The organism is Micrococcus porci (genome assembly GCF_020097155.1).
GTDB lineage: Bacteria > Actinomycetota > Actinomycetes > Actinomycetales > Micrococcaceae > Micrococcus > Micrococcus porci.
On sequence record NZ_CP083691.1, the window covers coordinates 2,257,843 to 2,275,033 of the forward strand.

16 protein-coding genes are annotated in these 17,191 nt (G+C 74.0%); 2 read left to right on the top strand and 14 right to left on the bottom strand.

Annotated elements, in window-relative coordinates:
• Position 1 precedes the first annotated feature (1 nt).
• Positions 2-649 (top strand): class I SAM-dependent methyltransferase, encoded by a 648-nt coding sequence (locus tag KW076_RS10655; protein ID WP_224355310.1) that lies wholly within the window; start codon positions 2-4, stop codon positions 647-649.
• Positions 650-677: 28 nt separating this feature from the next.
• Positions 678-2,117 carry a dihydrolipoyl dehydrogenase family protein gene (locus KW076_RS10660; protein WP_224355311.1) on the top strand — a complete coding sequence of 480 codons (1,440 nt, stop codon included), beginning with the start codon at positions 678-680 and terminating at the stop codon, positions 2,115-2,117.
• Positions 2,118-2,120: 3 nt separating this feature from the next.
• Here the strand turns inward: KW076_RS10660 and dapF are convergent, their stop codons facing one another.
• From dapF to KW076_RS10730, 14 genes are all read right to left on the bottom strand, one after another.
• Positions 2,121-3,074 (bottom strand): diaminopimelate epimerase, encoded by a 954-nt coding sequence (gene dapF / locus KW076_RS10665; RefSeq protein WP_224355312.1) that lies wholly within the window; start codon positions 3,072-3,074, stop codon positions 2,121-2,123.
• 9 nt (positions 3,075-3,083) lie between these two features.
• Positions 3,084-4,022, bottom strand: a complete 939-nt coding sequence (gene miaA, locus KW076_RS10670) for a tRNA (adenosine(37)-N6)-dimethylallyltransferase MiaA (protein WP_224355313.1) — start codon at positions 4,020-4,022, stop codon at positions 3,084-3,086.
• Positions 4,022-5,560, bottom strand: coding sequence for a tRNA (N6-isopentenyl adenosine(37)-C2)-methylthiotransferase MiaB (gene miaB / locus KW076_RS10675; protein WP_224355314.1), 1,539 nt, complete (start codon positions 5,558-5,560; stop codon positions 4,022-4,024). Before miaB ends, miaA begins: the two co-directional genes overlap by 1 nt.
• 24 nt (positions 5,561-5,584) lie before the next feature.
• Positions 5,585-6,100: a regulatory protein RecX gene (locus tag KW076_RS10680; RefSeq protein ID WP_224355315.1), complete on the bottom strand. Its 516-nt coding sequence runs from the start codon at positions 6,098-6,100 to the stop codon at positions 5,585-5,587.
• A 647-nt stretch (positions 6,101-6,747) separates the two neighbouring features.
• Positions 6,748-7,842, bottom strand: coding sequence for a recombinase RecA (gene recA / locus KW076_RS10685; RefSeq protein ID WP_224355316.1), 1,095 nt, complete (start codon positions 7,840-7,842; stop codon positions 6,748-6,750).
• A gap of 201 nt (positions 7,843-8,043) precedes the next feature.
• Positions 8,044-8,262 (bottom strand): DUF3046 domain-containing protein, encoded by a 219-nt coding sequence (locus KW076_RS10690; RefSeq protein WP_224355317.1) that lies wholly within the window; start codon positions 8,260-8,262, stop codon positions 8,044-8,046.
• 46 nt (positions 8,263-8,308) lie between these two features.
• Positions 8,309-8,719 (bottom strand): helix-turn-helix domain-containing protein, encoded by a 411-nt coding sequence (locus KW076_RS10695; protein ID WP_286670221.1) that lies wholly within the window; start codon positions 8,717-8,719, stop codon positions 8,309-8,311.
• A 79-nt stretch (positions 8,720-8,798) separates the two neighbouring features.
• The gene (locus KW076_RS10700) at positions 8,799-9,440 is read right to left on the bottom strand and encodes a CinA family protein (protein ID WP_224355318.1); all 642 of its coding nucleotides are present in this window, start codon (positions 9,438-9,440) and stop codon (positions 8,799-8,801) included.
• A complete protein-coding gene (pgsA, locus tag KW076_RS10705) occupies positions 9,437-10,051 on the bottom strand; it encodes a CDP-diacylglycerol--glycerol-3-phosphate 3-phosphatidyltransferase (RefSeq protein ID WP_224356841.1) in 615 nt (204 codons plus the stop codon). The genes KW076_RS10700 and pgsA overlap by 4 nt, the downstream gene beginning before the upstream one ends.
• A complete protein-coding gene (locus KW076_RS10710; protein ID WP_224355319.1) occupies positions 10,048-13,287 on the bottom strand; it encodes an FtsK/SpoIIIE family DNA translocase in 3,240 nt (1,079 codons plus the stop codon). The genes pgsA and KW076_RS10710 overlap by 4 nt, the downstream gene beginning before the upstream one ends.
• Positions 13,288-13,367: 80 nt before the next feature.
• The gene (gene dapA, locus KW076_RS10715) at positions 13,368-14,285 is read right to left on the bottom strand and encodes a 4-hydroxy-tetrahydrodipicolinate synthase (RefSeq protein WP_224355320.1); all 918 of its coding nucleotides are present in this window, start codon (positions 14,283-14,285) and stop codon (positions 13,368-13,370) included.
• A 10-nt stretch (positions 14,286-14,295) separates the two neighbouring features.
• Entirely contained in the window at positions 14,296-14,802 is a 507-nt protein-coding gene (locus KW076_RS10720) for a hypothetical protein (protein WP_224355321.1), read from the bottom strand.
• Positions 14,789-15,577, bottom strand: a complete 789-nt coding sequence (gene dapB, locus KW076_RS10725) for a 4-hydroxy-tetrahydrodipicolinate reductase (protein WP_224355322.1) — start codon at positions 15,575-15,577, stop codon at positions 14,789-14,791. Before dapB ends, KW076_RS10720 begins: the two co-directional genes overlap by 14 nt.
• A gap of 25 nt (positions 15,578-15,602) precedes the next feature.
• The gene (locus KW076_RS10730; RefSeq protein WP_224355323.1) at positions 15,603-17,117 is read right to left on the bottom strand and encodes an alanine/glycine:cation symporter family protein; all 1,515 of its coding nucleotides are present in this window, start codon (positions 17,115-17,117) and stop codon (positions 15,603-15,605) included.
• Positions 17,118-17,191 lie beyond the last annotated feature (74 nt).

A 17,191-nucleotide genomic window follows, 5' to 3' on the forward strand; every position in this document is an offset into this window, starting at 1 on the left:
GATGGACGCCGTGACCTCGCCTGCGCACTACTTCTCCCCCGACCCCGGCACCCCTGAGCGGCGCCGCCGCGTCGACGTCGAGATCGCCGGGCGGCGCGTCACCCTGCAGACCGCCAACGGCGTGTTCTCCCCGGACGGGATCGACAAGGGCACCGCGGCCCTGCTCTCCGCCGTCCCCGCGCCCCCGGCGCGCGGCGCGTTCCTCGACGTCGGCGCCGGCTGGGGCCCGCTCGCCCTCACCCTGGCCCTGACCTCCCCCGAGGCCGAGGTGACCGGCGTCGAGGTGAACGAGCGCTCCCTGGCCCTGGCGCGCGACAACGCGGCCGCCGTCGGGGCGCAGAACGCGCGCTTCCTCACCCCCGAGCAGGTCCCGGACGACGCCCGGTTCGACCTGATCTGGTCCAACCCGCCGATCCGCATCGGCAAGGCCGCCCTGCACGACCTGCTCGCGCAGTGGCTGCCGCGCCTGGCCCCCGGCGGCGAGGCCTGGCTCGTGGTGCAGAAGAACCTCGGGGCGGACTCGCTGCTGCCGTGGATCTCCGGGATGCTCCAGGAGCGGGCGCCCGGGGAGTTCACGGCGACGCGGGCGGCCACGGTCAAGGGCTTCCGGATCCTGCGGATCTCGCGGGCGGCCGAATCGTCCTCCTGAACGGACCGTCCTGGATAGTGTCGAGGGCATGAGCAGCCTGGACACCGTGAAGGACACCGTAACCACCGCCGGCACCGCCGAGCTCGAGACCGACATCCTGGTGATCGGCTGGGGCAAGGGCGGCAAGACCCTGGCCAAGACGCTCGGCTCCCAGGGCCGCAAGGTCACCCTCGTGGAGCGCGACGCCGGCATGGTCGGCGGCACCTGCATCAACGTGGCGTGCGTGCCCACCAAGGCCCTCGTCCACCGCGCCGACGCCGTCCGCCCCGGGGACGACCCGGACGCCGCCGTCGCCTCCGCCTGGGACTTCCGCGACGCCCTCACCTCGAAGCTGCGCGACGCGAACCGCGCCATGCTCGAGGACCTGGACGCCGTCACCCTCGTCCAGGGCGAGGCCCGCTTCACCGGCGAGCGCACCGTCGAGGTCCGCCCCGCCGAGGCCGCGGACGGCGACGACGACGGCGAGCGCCTGACCATCCGCGCCCGGCACGTGGTCGTCAACACCGGCACCACCCCCCTGCGCCCCGAGATGCCCGGCGTGGACCTGCCCGGCGTGCACGACTCCGAGACCCTGCAGCTGCAGATGGACCGCACCCGCGCGCCGCGCCGCGCCGTCGTCGTCGGCTCCGGCCCCGTGGGCCTGGAGCTGGCCTCCATGCTGGCCGGCTTCGGCGCCGAGGTGACCGTCCTGGTGCGGGGCGAGCAGATCCTGCCCGACGAGTCCGACGCGGTCCGCGACTCCCTGGTCGAGGCCCTGCAGGACCGCGGCGTGCGCCTGGCCACCGGGGCCTCCGCCACGGGCTTCGCCGAGGCCGACGGCGGCCTGCGCGTGGACCTCGAGGAGGGCGAGCCGATCGCCGCGGACATCGTGGTGCTGGCCACGGGCCGCGCGTCGACCGCCGAGGCCCTGGACCCGGCGGCCGCCGGCATCGAGCTGGACGAGAAGGGCTTCATCGCCGTCGACGAGCACCTGCGCACCTCGGCGCCGGACGTGTGGGCCGTGGGCGACGTCAACGGCGGGCCGCAGCAGACCTACATCTCCCTCGACGACCACCGGATCGTCACCGGCCAGCTCGCCGGGGACGGCGCGTACTCGCGCGCCGACCGTGTGGCCGTGCCCACCACGGTCTTCACGACGCCGCCGCTCGGCTCGGTCGGCATGACCGCGGAGCAGGCCCGCGAGGCCGGCCACGAGGTGAAGGTCGCCTCCAAGCCCGTGGCGAAGATCGCCGCCATGCCGCGCCCGAAGATCGAGGAGGACGCGCACGGCGTCATCGAGGTGGTCGTGGACGCCGCCACCGACCTCGTGCTCGGCGCCCGCCTGCACTGCGTGGAGGCGCAGGAGCTCGTGAACCTCGTGGCCCTGGCCATGCGCGCGGACGTGACGGCGTCGGCGCTGCGCGACGGGATCTGGACGCACCCCTCCGCCACCGAGGCCCTCAACGAGGTGCTCGGCGAGCTGAGCTGACGCTCAGACGGTGAGCTCGCCGTCGAAGACCAGCTCGGCCGGGCCCGAGAGGACCACGTGCTCGGCCCCCTCCGGGCCCGGCACGACGTCGACGGCCAGCACACCGCCGGGCACCTCGATGAGCCACGAGTCGGTGCCCTGGTCGCCCGCCCATGCGCGCATCGCCACGGCCACCGCGCACGCGCCCGTCCCGCAGGACTGGGTCTCACCCACCCCGCGCTCGTGCACGCGCATCCGCACGCGGCCCACGCCCTCGCGCACGAGCGGCTCGTGCGCGGCCACGAACTCGACGTTCGTGCCGTGCGGCGGAGCGGGGTCCACCTCGGGAGCGCGGCCCAGGTCCAGGCCCTGCAGGTCGGCGAAGGAGGCCAGCGGGACCACGGTGTGGGGGTTGCCCAGCGACACGCTCAGCGCCGGCCGCGGATCGGGGAGGCCGTGGGCGAGGACCATCGAGTCCGACGCCGCCTCCTCCGCCAGCTCGGGGTCGAGGTAGGACCAGGGGCCCATGTCGATCGCGTAGCCGTGCTCGAGCCGGGTCACGGCCTTCACGCCGGCGCGCGTGCCGATGGTGATCGCTTGGCCGGGGGCCAGGTCCACGAGACCCTTCTCGACCAGGAAGTGCACGAAGACGCGCACCCCGTTGCCGCACATCTCGGCGATCGAGCCGTCGCCGTTGCGGTAGTCCATGAACCACTCAGCCTCGGGGTGCTCGGCGAGCAGCGCCTCACCCTCCGGCAGGCGCGCGGACCGCACGGCGCGGATGACGCCGTCGGCGCCGATCCCCCGGTGCCGGTCGGCCAGCCGCGCGACGTGCTGGGCGTCGAGCTGCGTGTTGCCGTCCGGGTCGGCGATCAGCACGAAGTCGTTGCCCGTGCCATGGCCCTTCGTGAACGGCACGCGCGGCGCGCTCGCGTGGAGGGGGTCCTGGGCGGCGGGCGCCGCGGGCTGCTCGGTCATGGGCCCAGTCTAGGTGGCGTCCCCGGCGACGACGGCGAGCGCCGCCGCCACGACGTCCTCGCCCTGCGCGTCGAGCCAGACGACGCGTGGGTCGGCCCGGAACCAGGTCTCCTGGCGTCGGGCGAACCGGCGCGTGGCCACGACGGTCTGCTCGGCCGCCTCCGCCGCGGTGAGCTCGCCGTCGAGGACGGCGAGCATCTGGGCGTAGCCGATCGCGCGGGACGCGGTCGGCCCCTGCCGCAGCCCGTCCGGCCCGGGGACGTCGAGGCGGCGGACCTCGTCCAGCAGCCCCCCGGCCAGCATGCGCTCCACCCGGGCCGCGATCCGCTGGTGCAGCTCGGCCCGGTCCAGGCGCAGGCCGAGCTGCACCACGGGGGCGACCTCCGGGGCGTATGTGCGCTCCGGCATGAACGCGGAGAACGGGCGGCCCGTCAGCCGGCACACCTCCAGCGCGCGCACGATGCGGCGGGCGTCCCGCAGCCGCTCCGCCGAGGCCGGGTCCAGGGCGGCCAGCTCGGCCCTCAGCCCGGTCAGGCCCTCCCGCTGCGCGCGCGCCTCCAGCTCGGCCCGCAGCGCCGGGTCCGTGGGCGGGAACTCGAGCACGTCCAGCGCCGCCCGCACGTACAGCCCGGAGCCGCCCACGAGGATCGGGGTCCGACCCCGCGCGCGGATCTGGTCGAACAGGTCGCGGGCCGCGGACTGGAAGGCCGCCACCGAGGCCTCCTGGCCGACGTCGAGCACGTCCAGCAGATGGTGCGGGACGCCCTCGCGCTCGGCCTGGGTGACCTTCGCCGTGCCCACGTCCATCCCCCGGTAGAACTGCAGGGCGTCCCCGTTGACCACCTCGCCGTCCAGCGCGTGCGCCAGGGCGACGGCGAGGGCGGACTTGCCCGTCGCCGTCGCCCCGACGACGGCGACGACGGGCGGCCGGGCCGCGGCGGCGGACATCAAAACCGCGGGCGCAGGGTCGGCATGCCGAGGCTCGTGGCCCCGGAGCCGCCCGCCGCGCCGGGGGCGGGCGCGCCGCACGACTCGGCCTGGGCGCGGTCCCACGCGTCACCGGCCCGGGAGCGGCGCAGGACGTAGTCCTGTGCGGTGGGGTCGGCGACGGCGAAGAACGGGTGGGCCTCGGTGACCGTCACGGTGACGAAGTCACCGGGGCGGGGGGTCTCGGCGCCGGCGGGCACGGAGAAGTGCACGAGCCGGTTGTCGGGTGCGCGCCCGGACAGGCGGCCGCGCTCGGTGGCCTTGGAGCCGGAGTCGGCGGTGACGAGCAGCTCCTGGCGGGTGCCGACGAGCGTGGCCATCTCCTCGGCCGAGATCCGGTCCTGCAGGGCCACGAGGCGCTCGAAGCGCTCCTGGACGACGGCCTTGGGCACCTGGTGGTCCATCTCCCCGGCCGGGGTCCCCGGGCGGATGGAGTACTGGAAGGTGAACGCGGAGGAGAAGCGGGAGGCCTCGACCACGCGCATCGTCTCGGCGAAGTCCTCCTCGGTCTCCCCGGGGAAGCCGACGATGATGTCCGTGGTGATGGCGGCGTGCGGGATGCGCTCGCGCACCTTCTCCAGGATCCGCAGGAACTTCGCGGACCGGTAGGAGCGGCGCATGTCCTTGAGCACCTTGTCTGAGCCCGACTGCAGGGGCATGTGCAGCTGCGGCATGACGTTGGGGGTCTCGGCCATCGCGTCGATGACGTCGTCCGTGAACGCGGCCGGGTGGGGGCTGGTGAAGCGGACGCGTTCGAGGCCATCGATCTCCCCGCACGCGCGCAGCAGCTTGGCGAACGCGCCGCGGTCGCCGAACTCGACGCCGTAGGTGTTCACGTTCTGGCCCAGCAGCGTGACCTCGACGGCGCCGGCGTCGACGAGCGCCTGCACCTCGGCGAGGATCTCCCCGGGGCGGCGGTCCTTCTCCTTGCCGCGCAGCGACGGGACGATGCAGAAGGTGCACGTGTTGTTGCAGCCCACGGAGATGGACACCCAGCCGGAGTGGGTGGACTCGCGCTTGGTGGGCAGGGTGGAGGGGAAGACCTCGAGGGACTCGAGGATCTCCATCTCGGCCTCCGCGTTGTGCCGGGAGCGCTCCAGCAGGGCCGGCAGGGAGCCGATGTTGTGCGTGCCGAAGACGACGTCCACCCACGGCGCCTTCTCCTGGATGGTCGCCTGGTCCTTCTGGGCCAGGCAGCCGCCGACCGCGATCTGCATGCCCGGGTGCGCGTCCTTGACCGGGCGCAGGTTGCCGAGGTTCCCGTAGAGCCGGTTGTCCGCGTTCTCGCGGACGGCGCAGGTGTTGAACACCACCAGGTCCGGCTGCGTGCCGTCCTCGGCGGGGGTGTAGCCCGTGGACTCGAGGAGGCCGGAGATCCGCTCGGAGTCGTGCACGTTCATCTGGCACCCGAAGGTCCGGACTTCATAGGTGAGGCCGGCGTGGGCGTCGGGGGCGGTGCCGAGGGCGGGGAGGTGCGTGGTGGGGTCCGTCAGAGTCACCGCACCATTCTAGGAGCGCCGACCCTAGGCCTCGTCGAGCTCGGCGAGGACCTCCTTGACGACGCCGAAGGCGAGCCCTGGCCCGTAGCCCTTGCGGCCGAGCATGCCGACGAGGCGGCGGGTCACCTTGTCCCGCTCGGCCCGGCCCTCGGGCCCGTCCGCGGCGGGGGCGGGCCGTCCGCGCATCTTGGAGCGGACCAGCTCGAGCGCCGCCTGCCGCTCGTCCTCCGGCTCGATGGCCGCGAGGGCCTCCTCGGCGACGTCCCTGTCCACGCCCTTGTCGTGGAGCTCGCGGGAGATGGCCCGGCGGGACAGGCGCTTGCCGCGCGCGCGGCTGCGGACCCACACCTCGGCGAACGCGGCGTCGTCGACGAGGCTGACCTCCTCGAACCGGTCGAGGACCCGCTCCACCAGCTCCGGCTCCGCCTCCCGGTCGGCGAGCTTGCGCTCGAGTTGGCGGCGGGACCGCGGGCCCATGGCCAGCTGCCGCAGGACGACCTGGCGAGCGGCCTCCTCCCGCTCGCGCGGGTCCTCGGGCAACGGGGCGGGTCCGGGACGTCGCGACTGCCGTCGCGGGCCTCCGGGGGCGGGCTCGTCCCTGCCGCCTCCTCCGATCACGGGCGTGGCCGGCTCGGCCGGCCCGGCCGTCGCCGAGGACGACGGCTCCCCGGCACCGGCTCGGGCACCGACGTCGCCACGCCCCCGCCGGCCCGCACGCCCCCGACCGGTGGTCCGGCCTGTCGCGGAGGCATCCCGCCGGCGGCGCGAGTGGGAGGGCGCCTCGGACTCCTCGGACGTCCACGGCAACGGGGTGGGCCCCGCCCCACCCCCTTCTCCCGCGTCGCGGGGGCGACGGGGCGGGGTGGGGAGGTCGCTGGCGCGCGTCAGCAGCGCGCCGAGGTCGACCGGCGCGGACGGGTCGGCCTCAGGCGCCTGGTGACGTCGACGACGCGGCCGCGAGCGTGCCGTCGCCCCCGGTGCCGGAGTCTCCGTCTCCGGATCCGACTCTGTCCGCGATCGCGAGGCGAGTGCCGGATCGGCGCCGGGCGCCGACGCCTCGACGCCGGCGAACTCGAGCCAGGCCAGACCGGCCTCGGAATCCCGGGGATCGTCGAAGGCGGGGCGGCTCTGCCGGTCAGAAGCCCGACCCGCGGAACCGCCCCGCCCTCGACCGTGCACGCCGGAGGTCATCCGGCGGCGACGTCACCCGCGACGGCCTGCAGCGCCGGGGTCTCCCCCTCCGCGTCGTCCTCGGCCTGCGGATCGGCGCCGATGCCCAGCTTGGTGAAGATGCGGTGCTCGATCTCGTCCGCGAGGTCGGGGTTGTCCTTGAGGAAGCGCCGTGCGTTCTCCTTGCCCTGGCCGAGCTGGTCACCGTCATAGGTGAACCAGGCGCCGGACTTCTTCACGATGCCCTCCTCGACGCCCATGTCGATCAGGCTGCCCTCCTTGGAGATGCCCTCCCCGTAGAGGATGTCGAACTCGGCCTGCTTGAAGGGCGGGGCCATCTTGTTCTTCACGATCTTCACGCGGGTGCGGTTGCCGACGGGGCTGCCGGCCTCCTTCAGGGTCTCGATGCGGCGCACGTCGATGCGCACGGACGCGTAGAACTTCAGCGCCTTGCCACCCGTGGTGGTCTCCGGCGAGCCGAAGAACACGCCGATCTTCTCGCGCAGCTGGTTGATGAAGATGGCGGTGGTGTTGGTCTGGTGCAGGCGACCCGTCACCTTGCGGAGGGCCTGGGACATCAGTCGGGCCTGGAGGCCCACATGGGAGTCGCCCATCTCGCCCTCGATCTCGGCGCGGGGCGTCAGGGCCGCCACGGAGTCGATGACCACGATGTCCAGGGTGCCGGAGGAGACCAGCATGTCCATGATCTCGAGCGCCTGCTCGCCGGTGTCCGGCTGGCTGACCAGGAGGGCGTCGGTGTCCACGCCGAGCTTGCGGGCGTAGACCGGGTCCAGGGCGTGCTCCGCGTCGATGAACGCGGCGATGCCGCCGTTGCGCTGGGCGTTGGCCACCGCGTGGAGGGCGAGCGTGGTCTTGCCCGAGGACTCCGGGCCGTAGATCTCCACGACGCGGCCGCGGGGCAGGCCGCCGATGCCGAGGGCCACGTCCATGGCCACGGAGCCGGTGGGGATGACCTCGACGGGCGCCTGGCTGCGCTCACCGAGGCGCATCACGGAGCCCTTGCCGAACTGCTTGTCGATCTGGGCGAGGGCGGCCTCGAGCGCCTTCTCGCGCTCCGTGGCGACCTTCTCGGTGGCTGACGCCTTGCTCATGGACTGCTCCTGACGTGATCGATGCTCGTGACGGGCCGTGCGGACCGCCCTGCCTGATGTCGTCGACAGTAGGCGCGGGTGCGGACACGATAAGGCCGGAGTGGGAGGACTGTGCACGGCCGCTCCCGGCCACGCTGCTGTGCAGGACTCTACCCCATCACTCGAACACCTGTTCGATGAACGGAGTTCGAATCCTCCTCCTCACCGCGTGGGCGGCACGTCCCTCCCGAGTCGGCGCTCGGCGGGGATCTCGTGCAGGTCGCAGACGGCCCGCCAGACGTCCTTGGGATCGGCGCCCGCGGCGAGCGCCTCGGACGCCGTCGCGTCGAAGCCGGGCAGGTGGAGGGAGTCGGCCACCAGTCCGGCCCGGGCGGGGCCGAACTCGTCCTCCATGAGGCGCTGGAACTCGGTCATGCGCACGCCGCGGCCCCCCGGGGAGCCGCGGCGTGCGGGGCGCGGGCGGCGCTCAGCGGACCGCGAGGGGTGCGACGTCGGCGGCGCCGTCCTCGGCCATGTCGGCGGGGACGGTGTCCGGGACCACCACGCCCTCCTGCTCGGCGAGGCGGTCGGAGACCTCGCGCAGCAGGAAGGACAGCGGGATCTGCAGGGCGTCGCAGATGGAGGCCAGCAGCTCGGACGACGCCTCCTTCTGGCCGCGCTCGACCTCGGACAGGTAGCCGAGGGACACACGGGCGTCATGGGAGACCTCGCGCAGGGTGCGGCCCTGGCGCTGGCGGACGTCGCGGAGGACGTCGCCGATCTCATGACGGAGGATGGGCATGCTGCGCTCCTTGAGCTCAGGGGTGGGCTGGGACGGGCGCGGCTGGCTGTCCACCCAGCGGGTGATGCCGTGCGCCTGGACGGGGTGTCGCATCATGTGTACTGACCGCTCCTGGGATTGTCCTGGGGGCGAGCCGGGCGAGACCCGTCCCGCACCCCCGATGATCTTGACCTGTTCAGGACAACGCGGGCGCCTCGTCGGGCATTCCCCGACCAGTCGTCCCGAGTGCCGCCAGCAGATCGAGCACGGTCTCCACGGTCGCCGCGCGGATCTCCGCCCGGTTCCCCGGCAGCGTCAGCGCGAACGCCGCGGCGGCCACGCCCGCCTCGGATCCGCCCGATCCGGCCTCCCCGGGCGCCGCCTCGCCGGCCCCCGGCTCCCCGTCGAGACCCGCGAGCGCCGGCGCCAGCTCGGCGGGCACCGCGACGCCCACGAAGACCGTGCCGACCGGCTTCCCCTGGTGGGGCTCCGGTCCCGCCACGCCCGTCGTCGCCACGCCGACGTCGGCCCCGGCCGCCCGTCGGGCGCCGCACGCCATCTGCCGGGCGACCTCCGGGTCCACGGCGCCGCGGGCGGTCAGCAGCCCGGCGTCCACACCCAGCAGCCCCGCCTTGACGTGGTTCTGGTAGGCCACCACGCCCCCCTGGAGGGCGGCGGAAGCGCCGGGCACGTCGGCCAGGCGGGCAGCGACGAGCCCCGCCGTGAGGGACTCGGCCGTGGCCACGGTGAGCCCCGCCGTCGTCAGCGCGCGGACGGCCGCCCGCGCCGGGTCCGCGGCCTCCCCCTCGGCCGCCACCGCCCCCACCCCCGTGCTCATCGGCGAGCCTCCGGATGGGAGGCCAGCCAGTCGGCGCGCAGGCGCACGGCGTCGCGGACGTACTCGACGCCGGTCACCACGGTCAGCGCCAGCGCCGCGCCGATGACGGTCCAGCCCAGCCAGGGCCACCAGCCGCCCAGCACCGGCGCCAGCGGCATGAGCAGCAGCCCGATGCCCACGGCCTGCAGGACGGTCTTGAGCTTGCCGCCGCGCCCCGCGGGCATGACGCCGTAGCGGATCACCACGAAGCGCATGGCGGTGATGCCCCATTCGCGCACGAGGATCACGATCACCACCCACCACCACAGCTCGCCCAGCAGCGCGAACAGCACGAGGGCGGAGCCGGTGAGCAGCTTGTCCGCGATGGGGTCGGCGATCTTGCCGAAGTCCGTGATCAGGCCACGGGACCGGGCGATGTCCCCGTCCAGCTTGTCCGTGTACATGGCCGCGGCGAACAGCGCGACGGCGATCCACCGGGCGGTCAGGGAGTCCTGCCCCCAGGGGCCGCCGGCCCACACCGCCCACACGAAGAAGGGCACCATGAGGATTCGCACCGTGGTGAGGATGTTGGGCAGGTTCCAGGCGGAGACGCGCTCCGGCTGGGCGTTCATCGACCCGTGAGCTGCCACGCGTCCTCCGATCCCTCGTCGTCGTCCTCACCGTCCCAGCTCGTCGCGGCGGGGCGGGAGTCCAGGTCGTCGCCGACCAGGTCCGCGGAGGCCCACCGGTCGGGGGCCGCCTCCGTCGCCGCGGCCGGGGCCGGTGCCGGCGCCGCGGCGGAAGCCGGAGCGGCCGGCCGCGACGGCGGGGTGTCGCCGTTGATCGTCGCGAGCACGTCCGCCAGGTCGTCCGGCTTCACCAGCACGTCGCGCGCCTTGGAGCCCTCCGAGGGGCCGACGACGCCGCGGGACTCCATGAGGTCCATGAGCCGGCCGGCCTTGGCGAAGCCCACGCGCAGCTTGCGCTGGAGCATGGACGTCGAGCCGAACTGGGTGGTCACCACCAGCTCGACGGCCTGCAGCAGGAGGTCCAGATCGTCGCCGATGTCCTCGTCGATGACCTTCTCGGACTTCTCCGGCACCACGTCCTCGCGGTACTGGACCTGCATCTGCGCCTTGACGTGCTCCACGACGGCGTGGATCTCGGACTCGTTCACCCACGCGCCCTGCACGCGCATGGGCTTGGACTTGCCCATGGGCAGGAACAGGGCGTCGCCCTGGCCGAGCAGCTTCTCCGCACCCGGCTGGTCCAGCACCACGCGGGAGTCCGTGACGGACGACGTCGCGAACGCCATGCGGGAGGGAACGTTGGCCTTGATGAGGCCGGTGACCACGTCCACGGACGGGCGCTGCGTGGCGAGCACGAGGTGGATGCCGGCGGCGCGCGCCAACTGGGTGATGCGCACGATCGCGTCCTCGACGTCGCGCGGGGCCACCATCATCAGGTCCGCGAGTTCGTCCACGATGACCAGCAGGTACGGGTAGGGGCGCAGCACGCGCTTCGAGTCCGGGGGGAGCTTGACCTCGCCGGCGCGCACCGCGCGGTTGAAGTCGTCGACGTGCTTGAAGCCGAATGCCGCGAGGTCGTCGTACCGGGTGTCCATCTCCTTCACCACCCACTGGAGGGCCTCGGCGGCCTTCTTGGGGCTGGTGATGATCGGCGTGACCAGGTGCGGGACGCCCTCGTAGGCCGTGAGCTCCACGCGCTTGGGGTCCACCATCACCATGCGGACCTCGTCCGGGGTCGAGCGCATGAGGATGGAGACGATCATCGAGTTCACGAAGGACGACTTGCCCGCGCCGGTGGCGCCGGCCACGAGCATGTGCGGCATCTTCGCCAGGTTCGCGACGACGTAGCCGCCCTCGACGTCCTTGCCGACGCCCATGATCATCGGGTGGTCGTTGCGCTGGGCGGCCTGCGAGCGCAGGACGTCGCCGAGGGCCACGACCTCCTTGTCCGTGTTGGGGATCTCGATGCCGATGGCGCGCTTGCCCGGGATGGGGCTGAGGATGCGCACCTCGGAGGAGGCCACGGCATAGGCGATGTTCTTCTCGAGCGCGGTGACCTTCTCCACCTTGGTGCCGGGGGCCACCTCGACCTCGTAGCGGGTCACCGTCGGGCCGCGGGAGAACCCGGTCACCTGGGCGTCCACCTTGAACTCGGTGAACGTGGTGGTCAGGGCCTGCACCACGCGGTCGTTGGACTCGGTGCGCTCCTTCGGCTGAGGACCGGCCGGGAGCAGCGCGGACTGCGGCAGCTCGTAGGGGTGCCCGCCGTCCTGCGGGGGGCGGGACGGCCGGGCCGGCTCGGGCGTGACCTCCGGCACCGGCTCGGGGCGGCTGACCGAGGGGACGACGGCGGCCGGGGCCGGCGCGGGGGCGGAGGCGGCCGCCGTGGGCAGGACCAGGGTCTCGTGCTCGTCCCACGCCTCGTCGTCGTGCTCCTCGGCCTTCTCGGCCTCCTCGACGGTGGCCTCACGCTGGCTGCGGGCGTGCTCCCGCACCTGCTCGAGCGCGCGGTCCGCGGCGGTGGGGCGCTTCACGCCGGCCGGGGGGACCACCTCGAGCGCGCCCGTGTCGGCGTCGTCGGCGCGGTCGAGGTCGTCGGCGGAGTCCTCATCCACCCAGGGGTCGAAGTCGTCGTCCGCCGGCGGGGCGGACCGGCGTCCGCGGGGCGCCTCGGCGTCGAACACCTCGGTGGCGGCGGCTCGGCGGGGCGCGGCGTTCCGGCGCCGGGCGGGGCGGGCGGGCTCGACGGCGGCGGCCGGGGCCTCGTCGGCGGCGTGGGAGCCGGAGGCCGCGCGGGAGGCGGCGGGGGCCTCCTCCACGACGGCGGACTCGTAGGCCCGCGGTGCGGAGACGCGTCCGGCGGGGGCCGGCTCCTCGTGGCCCCGGCCGAACAGCCGGGCCAGCAGGCCCGGACGCCGGGCCGGTGCGGGCGCGGCCGAGGAGCCGTGCGCGTCGAGGTAGGACTGGTCGTGGTCGGGGTGTGTGCGGCCACCGGGGCGGTCGTCCCCGAACAGGTCCGCCGTGGTCTGCTCGCCCCGGTGCTCCCCCGCCTCCCGGCGGTCGGCGCGCTCGGCGCGGCGCTGCTCCCGGCGGGCCTCGGCGTCCTCCGCGTCCTGCCCGGTGAGCCAGGCGTAGGCCCCGCGCAGGCGGGACCCGATCGAGCCCAGCGGGGTCGCGGTGATCACCAGGAGGGAGAACACCGCCAGGGCGACCATGAGCGCCCACACGGGGACGGCGGTCAGCAGGGAGGCCAGGGGGACCGTGGCCAGGTAGCCCACGATGCCGCCGGCGTGCAGGACGTCGGCGAAGGACTCCGCGGCGGAGGGCAGCCCTCCCACGAGGTGCGCGATGCCGCTGCCGGCCACCGTGGCCAGCAGCAGGCCGATGACGATGCGCCCGTTCGCGCGGTGGTCGAGGGGGTGGCGGAAGCACCGCACCGCCACCACGCCCAGCACGACCGGCAGCAGGAAGGCGAACCAGCCGACCGTGCCGCCCACCACGTCGTGCACGACGCCGCCGACCGCGGTCTCCCGCAGCCCCCACCACTCGACGGCCGCGACCAGGAGCGCGACGAGCACGAGCAGCAGCCCGGTCCCGTCCCGGCGGTCGTCACGCGCGATGCGCACGTCCGGGCCCGCCTTGCGCACGGCGGCGCCCACCGGGGTGGCCAGGGCCATCCAGCCGGTGCGGACGGCGCGCGCGAACGCGGGCTGTCGGTCGAGGTCGGGGGAGGCGGCGGACGCGCCCTTCCCGGAGGAGCCCTTCGCAGGCCGGGACGAGCCGGAGCGGGACTTGGCCGAGGAGGACGACGACCGCGCGGGGGAAGTACGGGTCGCCATGGGCTCCACGGTATCCCGCCGCGGGCGGGCCGGGCACCTCGGAGCGGGTCTGCCGCGCCCCGCGCGGGGCGCTCAGGCCGTCAGAACGAGATGCCGGCCTCGGCCAGGTCCGCGCGGATCGCGGCGAGCTCGGCGTCGTCGGCCGCCACGAGCGGGAGGCGGACCGCGGCGGTGGGGATGATCCCCTGCCCGGCCAGCACGGTCTTGGCCGCCACGGCGCCCTGGACGTGGGACATGATGCCGCGCTGCACCGGGTCCAGCGCGAAGTGCGCGTCACGGGCCGCCCGGAGGTCGCCCGCGTGGACGGCGTCCACGAGGGCACGGTAGCCGGGCACCGCCACGTGGGCCGCCACGGAGACCACGCCGACGGCGCCCATCGCCATCAGCGGCAGGGTGGCGCCGTCGTCGCCGGAGTACACGTGCAAGTCCGTGTGTGCGAGCACGGTGGTGGTGGACTGCAGGTCGCCCTTGGCATCCTTGAGGGCCGTGATGTTCGGGTGCGCCGCCAGGGCGACGAGGGTCTCCGGCTGGATCGGCATCACGGAGCGGCCGGGGATGTCGTAGAGCATGATCGGCAGGTCGACGCCGTCGGCGATGGTCTCGAAGTGCCGCCGGATGCCCGCCTGGTTCGGCTTGTTGTAGTACGGGGTGACCAGCAGCAGGCCGTGGACGCCGATCTCCGCCGCGCGGCGGGACAGCTCCAGCGAGTGGTGCGTGTCGTTGGTGCCGGTGCCCGCGATGACCCGGGCCCGCTCCCCCACGGCCTCGACCACGGTGCGGAACATGGCCAGGTTCTCCTCGTCCGTCAGCGTGGAGGTCTCGCCGGTGGTGCCGGTGATCACGAGGGCGTCAGCGCCCTGGTCCACCAGGTGCGTCGCCAGCACGGCGGCGGCCTGCAGGTCGACGGCGCCGTCCTGGTCCATGGGCGTGACCATGGCCGGGACCACGGTCCCGAAGGGGAGCTCGGAGGGGTTCACGGTGCGTCGCGCGTCGGTCATGCGGCACACCCTACCCGCGCCGGGACGCGAGGCTGATCGCCTGACGCGCGGCCTCGCGGGCGCGACGCCGGTCCCCGGCCGCGTCGTAGGCGAGGGAGAGCCGGTAGCGGGCGCGCCAGTCCTCCGGTGCGGCGCGCACCTCGTCGGCGGCATCCGCGAAGGCGGCGTCGGCGGCGTCCCGGTCGATGCGGCCGCCGGGTGAACGGGGCAGGTCGTCCGCCGGCAGGCCGCCCTCGGCCTCCAGGGTGCGGGCGAGGCGCTCGGTCTGCAGCCCGAAGAGCATCTCCCGGCCGAGCAGGCCCAGGCCCACCAGCACCACGAGGATCACGGCGACGCCGATCACCGCGGGGAGCACGCCGCCCGCCGCGATGAACACGACGGCGGCACGCACGACGAAGAAGGCGAAGAACAGGGTCAGGGCCGCGACGAAGAGCACCCAGAGCTTGGCGCCGGTGGAGGAGCCGGCGCGCGGGGCCTGCTCGCGGTCGACCCCGGGGCGGGGATCAGTCGAGGCCAAGGACGGCGTCCAGTCCGTAGGTGAGACCGGGGCGCCCGGCGACCTCGCGCAGCGCGAGGACGACGCCGGGCATGTAGGCCTGACGGTCGAAGGCGTCGTGCCGCACGGTGAGCTGCTCGCCCGGGCCGCCGAGCAGGACCTCCTGGTGGGCCTCCAGACCCCGCAGCCGCACGGCGTGCACGTGCACCCCGTCCACGACGGCGCCGCGCGCCCCGTCGGGGTCGCGCTCCGTGGCGTCCGGGGAGGGGCCGACGCCGGCCTCCGCACGGGAGGCGGCGATCATCTCGGCCGTGCGCACCGCGGTGCCGGAGGGGGCGTCCAGCTTGGCCGGGTGGTGCAGCTCCACGACCTCCACGGACTCGAACCAGCGCGCCGCCCTGGCGGCGAACGCGGAGGCGAGCACGGAGCCCACGGAGAAGTTGGGGGCGATCAGCACGCCCACGCCCGGCCGGGCCGCGAGCCGCTCTTCGAGGGCCGCGCGGCGCTCGGCGCCCCAGCCCGAGGTGCCCACCACGACGTGCAGGCCGTGCTCCACCGCGAACGCCACGTTCTCCGGGGAGGCGTCCGGGACGGTGAGGTCCAGGACGTGGGTGGCGCCGGCGTCGAGCACGGCCTGCAGGGGGTCCCCGGAGCCGAGCTCCGCGACGAGCTCGAGGCCCTGCGCGGCGCGCACGGCGGGGACCGCGTGGCGGCCCATCTTGCCGGAGGCGCCCAGGATCGCCACGCGCGGCGTGGCGTCCCCGGGCACGGGGGTGCGGGGGGTGGTCTCGGTCATGGCACCACCCTACGCGCCGCCCCGGTCAGCGGACGGAGGAGCCGCCCGTCGCGTGCGGGTGCAGGTGCTCGGCGTGGGCGCGGTCCAGCTGCTTCTCCTGGGCGAGCCACTCGCGGTAGCCCGGGTCCTCGGCCATGAAGTCCCGGATCTGCGCCTCGGTCGCCACGAGCTTCGGGTCGTGCTTGAGGTACAGGCGGGTCTCGCGGGCGATCAGGCCGGACAGGATCAGCAGGCCCAGGAGGTTCGGGATGGCCATCAGGCCGTTCATGACGTCGGAGAACGTCCAGGCCAGGTCCAGCTCGGTGGTGCAGCCGAAGAACACCACGAGGGAGAAGAGGACGCGGAACGGCATGATCAGCCTGGTGCCGAACAGGCGCTCCACCTGGCGCTCGCCGTAGTAGGACCAGCCGAGGATCGTCGAGTAGGCGAACATGACGAGGCCGATGGTCACGATCCAGTGGCCCCAGTTCCCGGGCAGGCCGGTGGCGAAGGCGTCGCTGGTCATGGTGGCGGCCGTGGCCTTGCCCTCGGTCCACGTGCCGGTGGTGATGAGCACCAGGCCGGTGCAGGTGACCACGATGATCGTGTCGATGAACGTCTGGGTCATGGAGACGAGGCCCTGGCGCACCGGGTGCGTGGTCTGCGCGGCGGCGGCGGCGATGGCCGCCGAGCCCATGCCGGACTCGTTGGAGAAGATGCCGCGGGCCATGCCGTACTGGACGGCGACGATCATCGCGGAGCCGGTGAAGCCGCCCACGGCCGCCGAGCCGGTGAAGGCCTCGGTGAAGATGGTGGCGAAGGCAGAGGGGATGGCGGAGGCGTTCACGATGAGGATCCACAGGGCGCCGAGCACGTAGAACACGATCATGACCGGCACGAACCCGGCGGTGACCTTGCCGATGGACTTGATGCCGCCCACGAGGACGACCATGGTCATGACGGCCAGCACCGCGCCGGTGATCCACGTGGGGACGCCGAAGGCCGAGTCCACGTTCACCGCGATCGAGTTGCCCTGCGTCATGTTGCCGATGCCGAAGCACGCCAGCAGCGCCGCCACGGAGAAGAACAGGGCGAGGCCCTTGCCCAGACCGCCCTTGATGCCGCGCTGGAGGTAGTACTGCGGGCCGCCGGACTTCTCCCCGGCGTCGTCGGTGGTGCGGAAGCGGACCGCCAGGAACGCCTCCGAGTACTTCGAGGCCATGCCGAGCACGCCCGTCACCCACATCCAGAACAGGGCGCCGGGCCCGCCCACGGCGATCGCGGTGGCCACGCCGACGATGTTGCCCGTGCCCACCGTCGCGGCCAGGGCGGTGGTGAGCGCCTGGAACTGCGAGATCTCGCCCTCGGCGTCCCCGTCGTCCTTGCGGCGCAGCAGGCCCAGGTGCAGGCCCGCGCCCAGGCGCAGGAACTGGACGAAGCCGAGGCGGATGGTCAAGTACAGGCCGGTGAGGAACAGCAGCGGGATGAGGACGAAGGGTCCCCAGATGATGCCGCTGAGCTCGCCGAGCCCGTCGGTGGCGGCGGTGACGAAGGCGTCCATGGGTGCTCCAGTGCGAGGGGGTGCGAGTGCGGCCCGCCACTCCGCGAGGGACGGAACTCACTCAGGGTACCGAC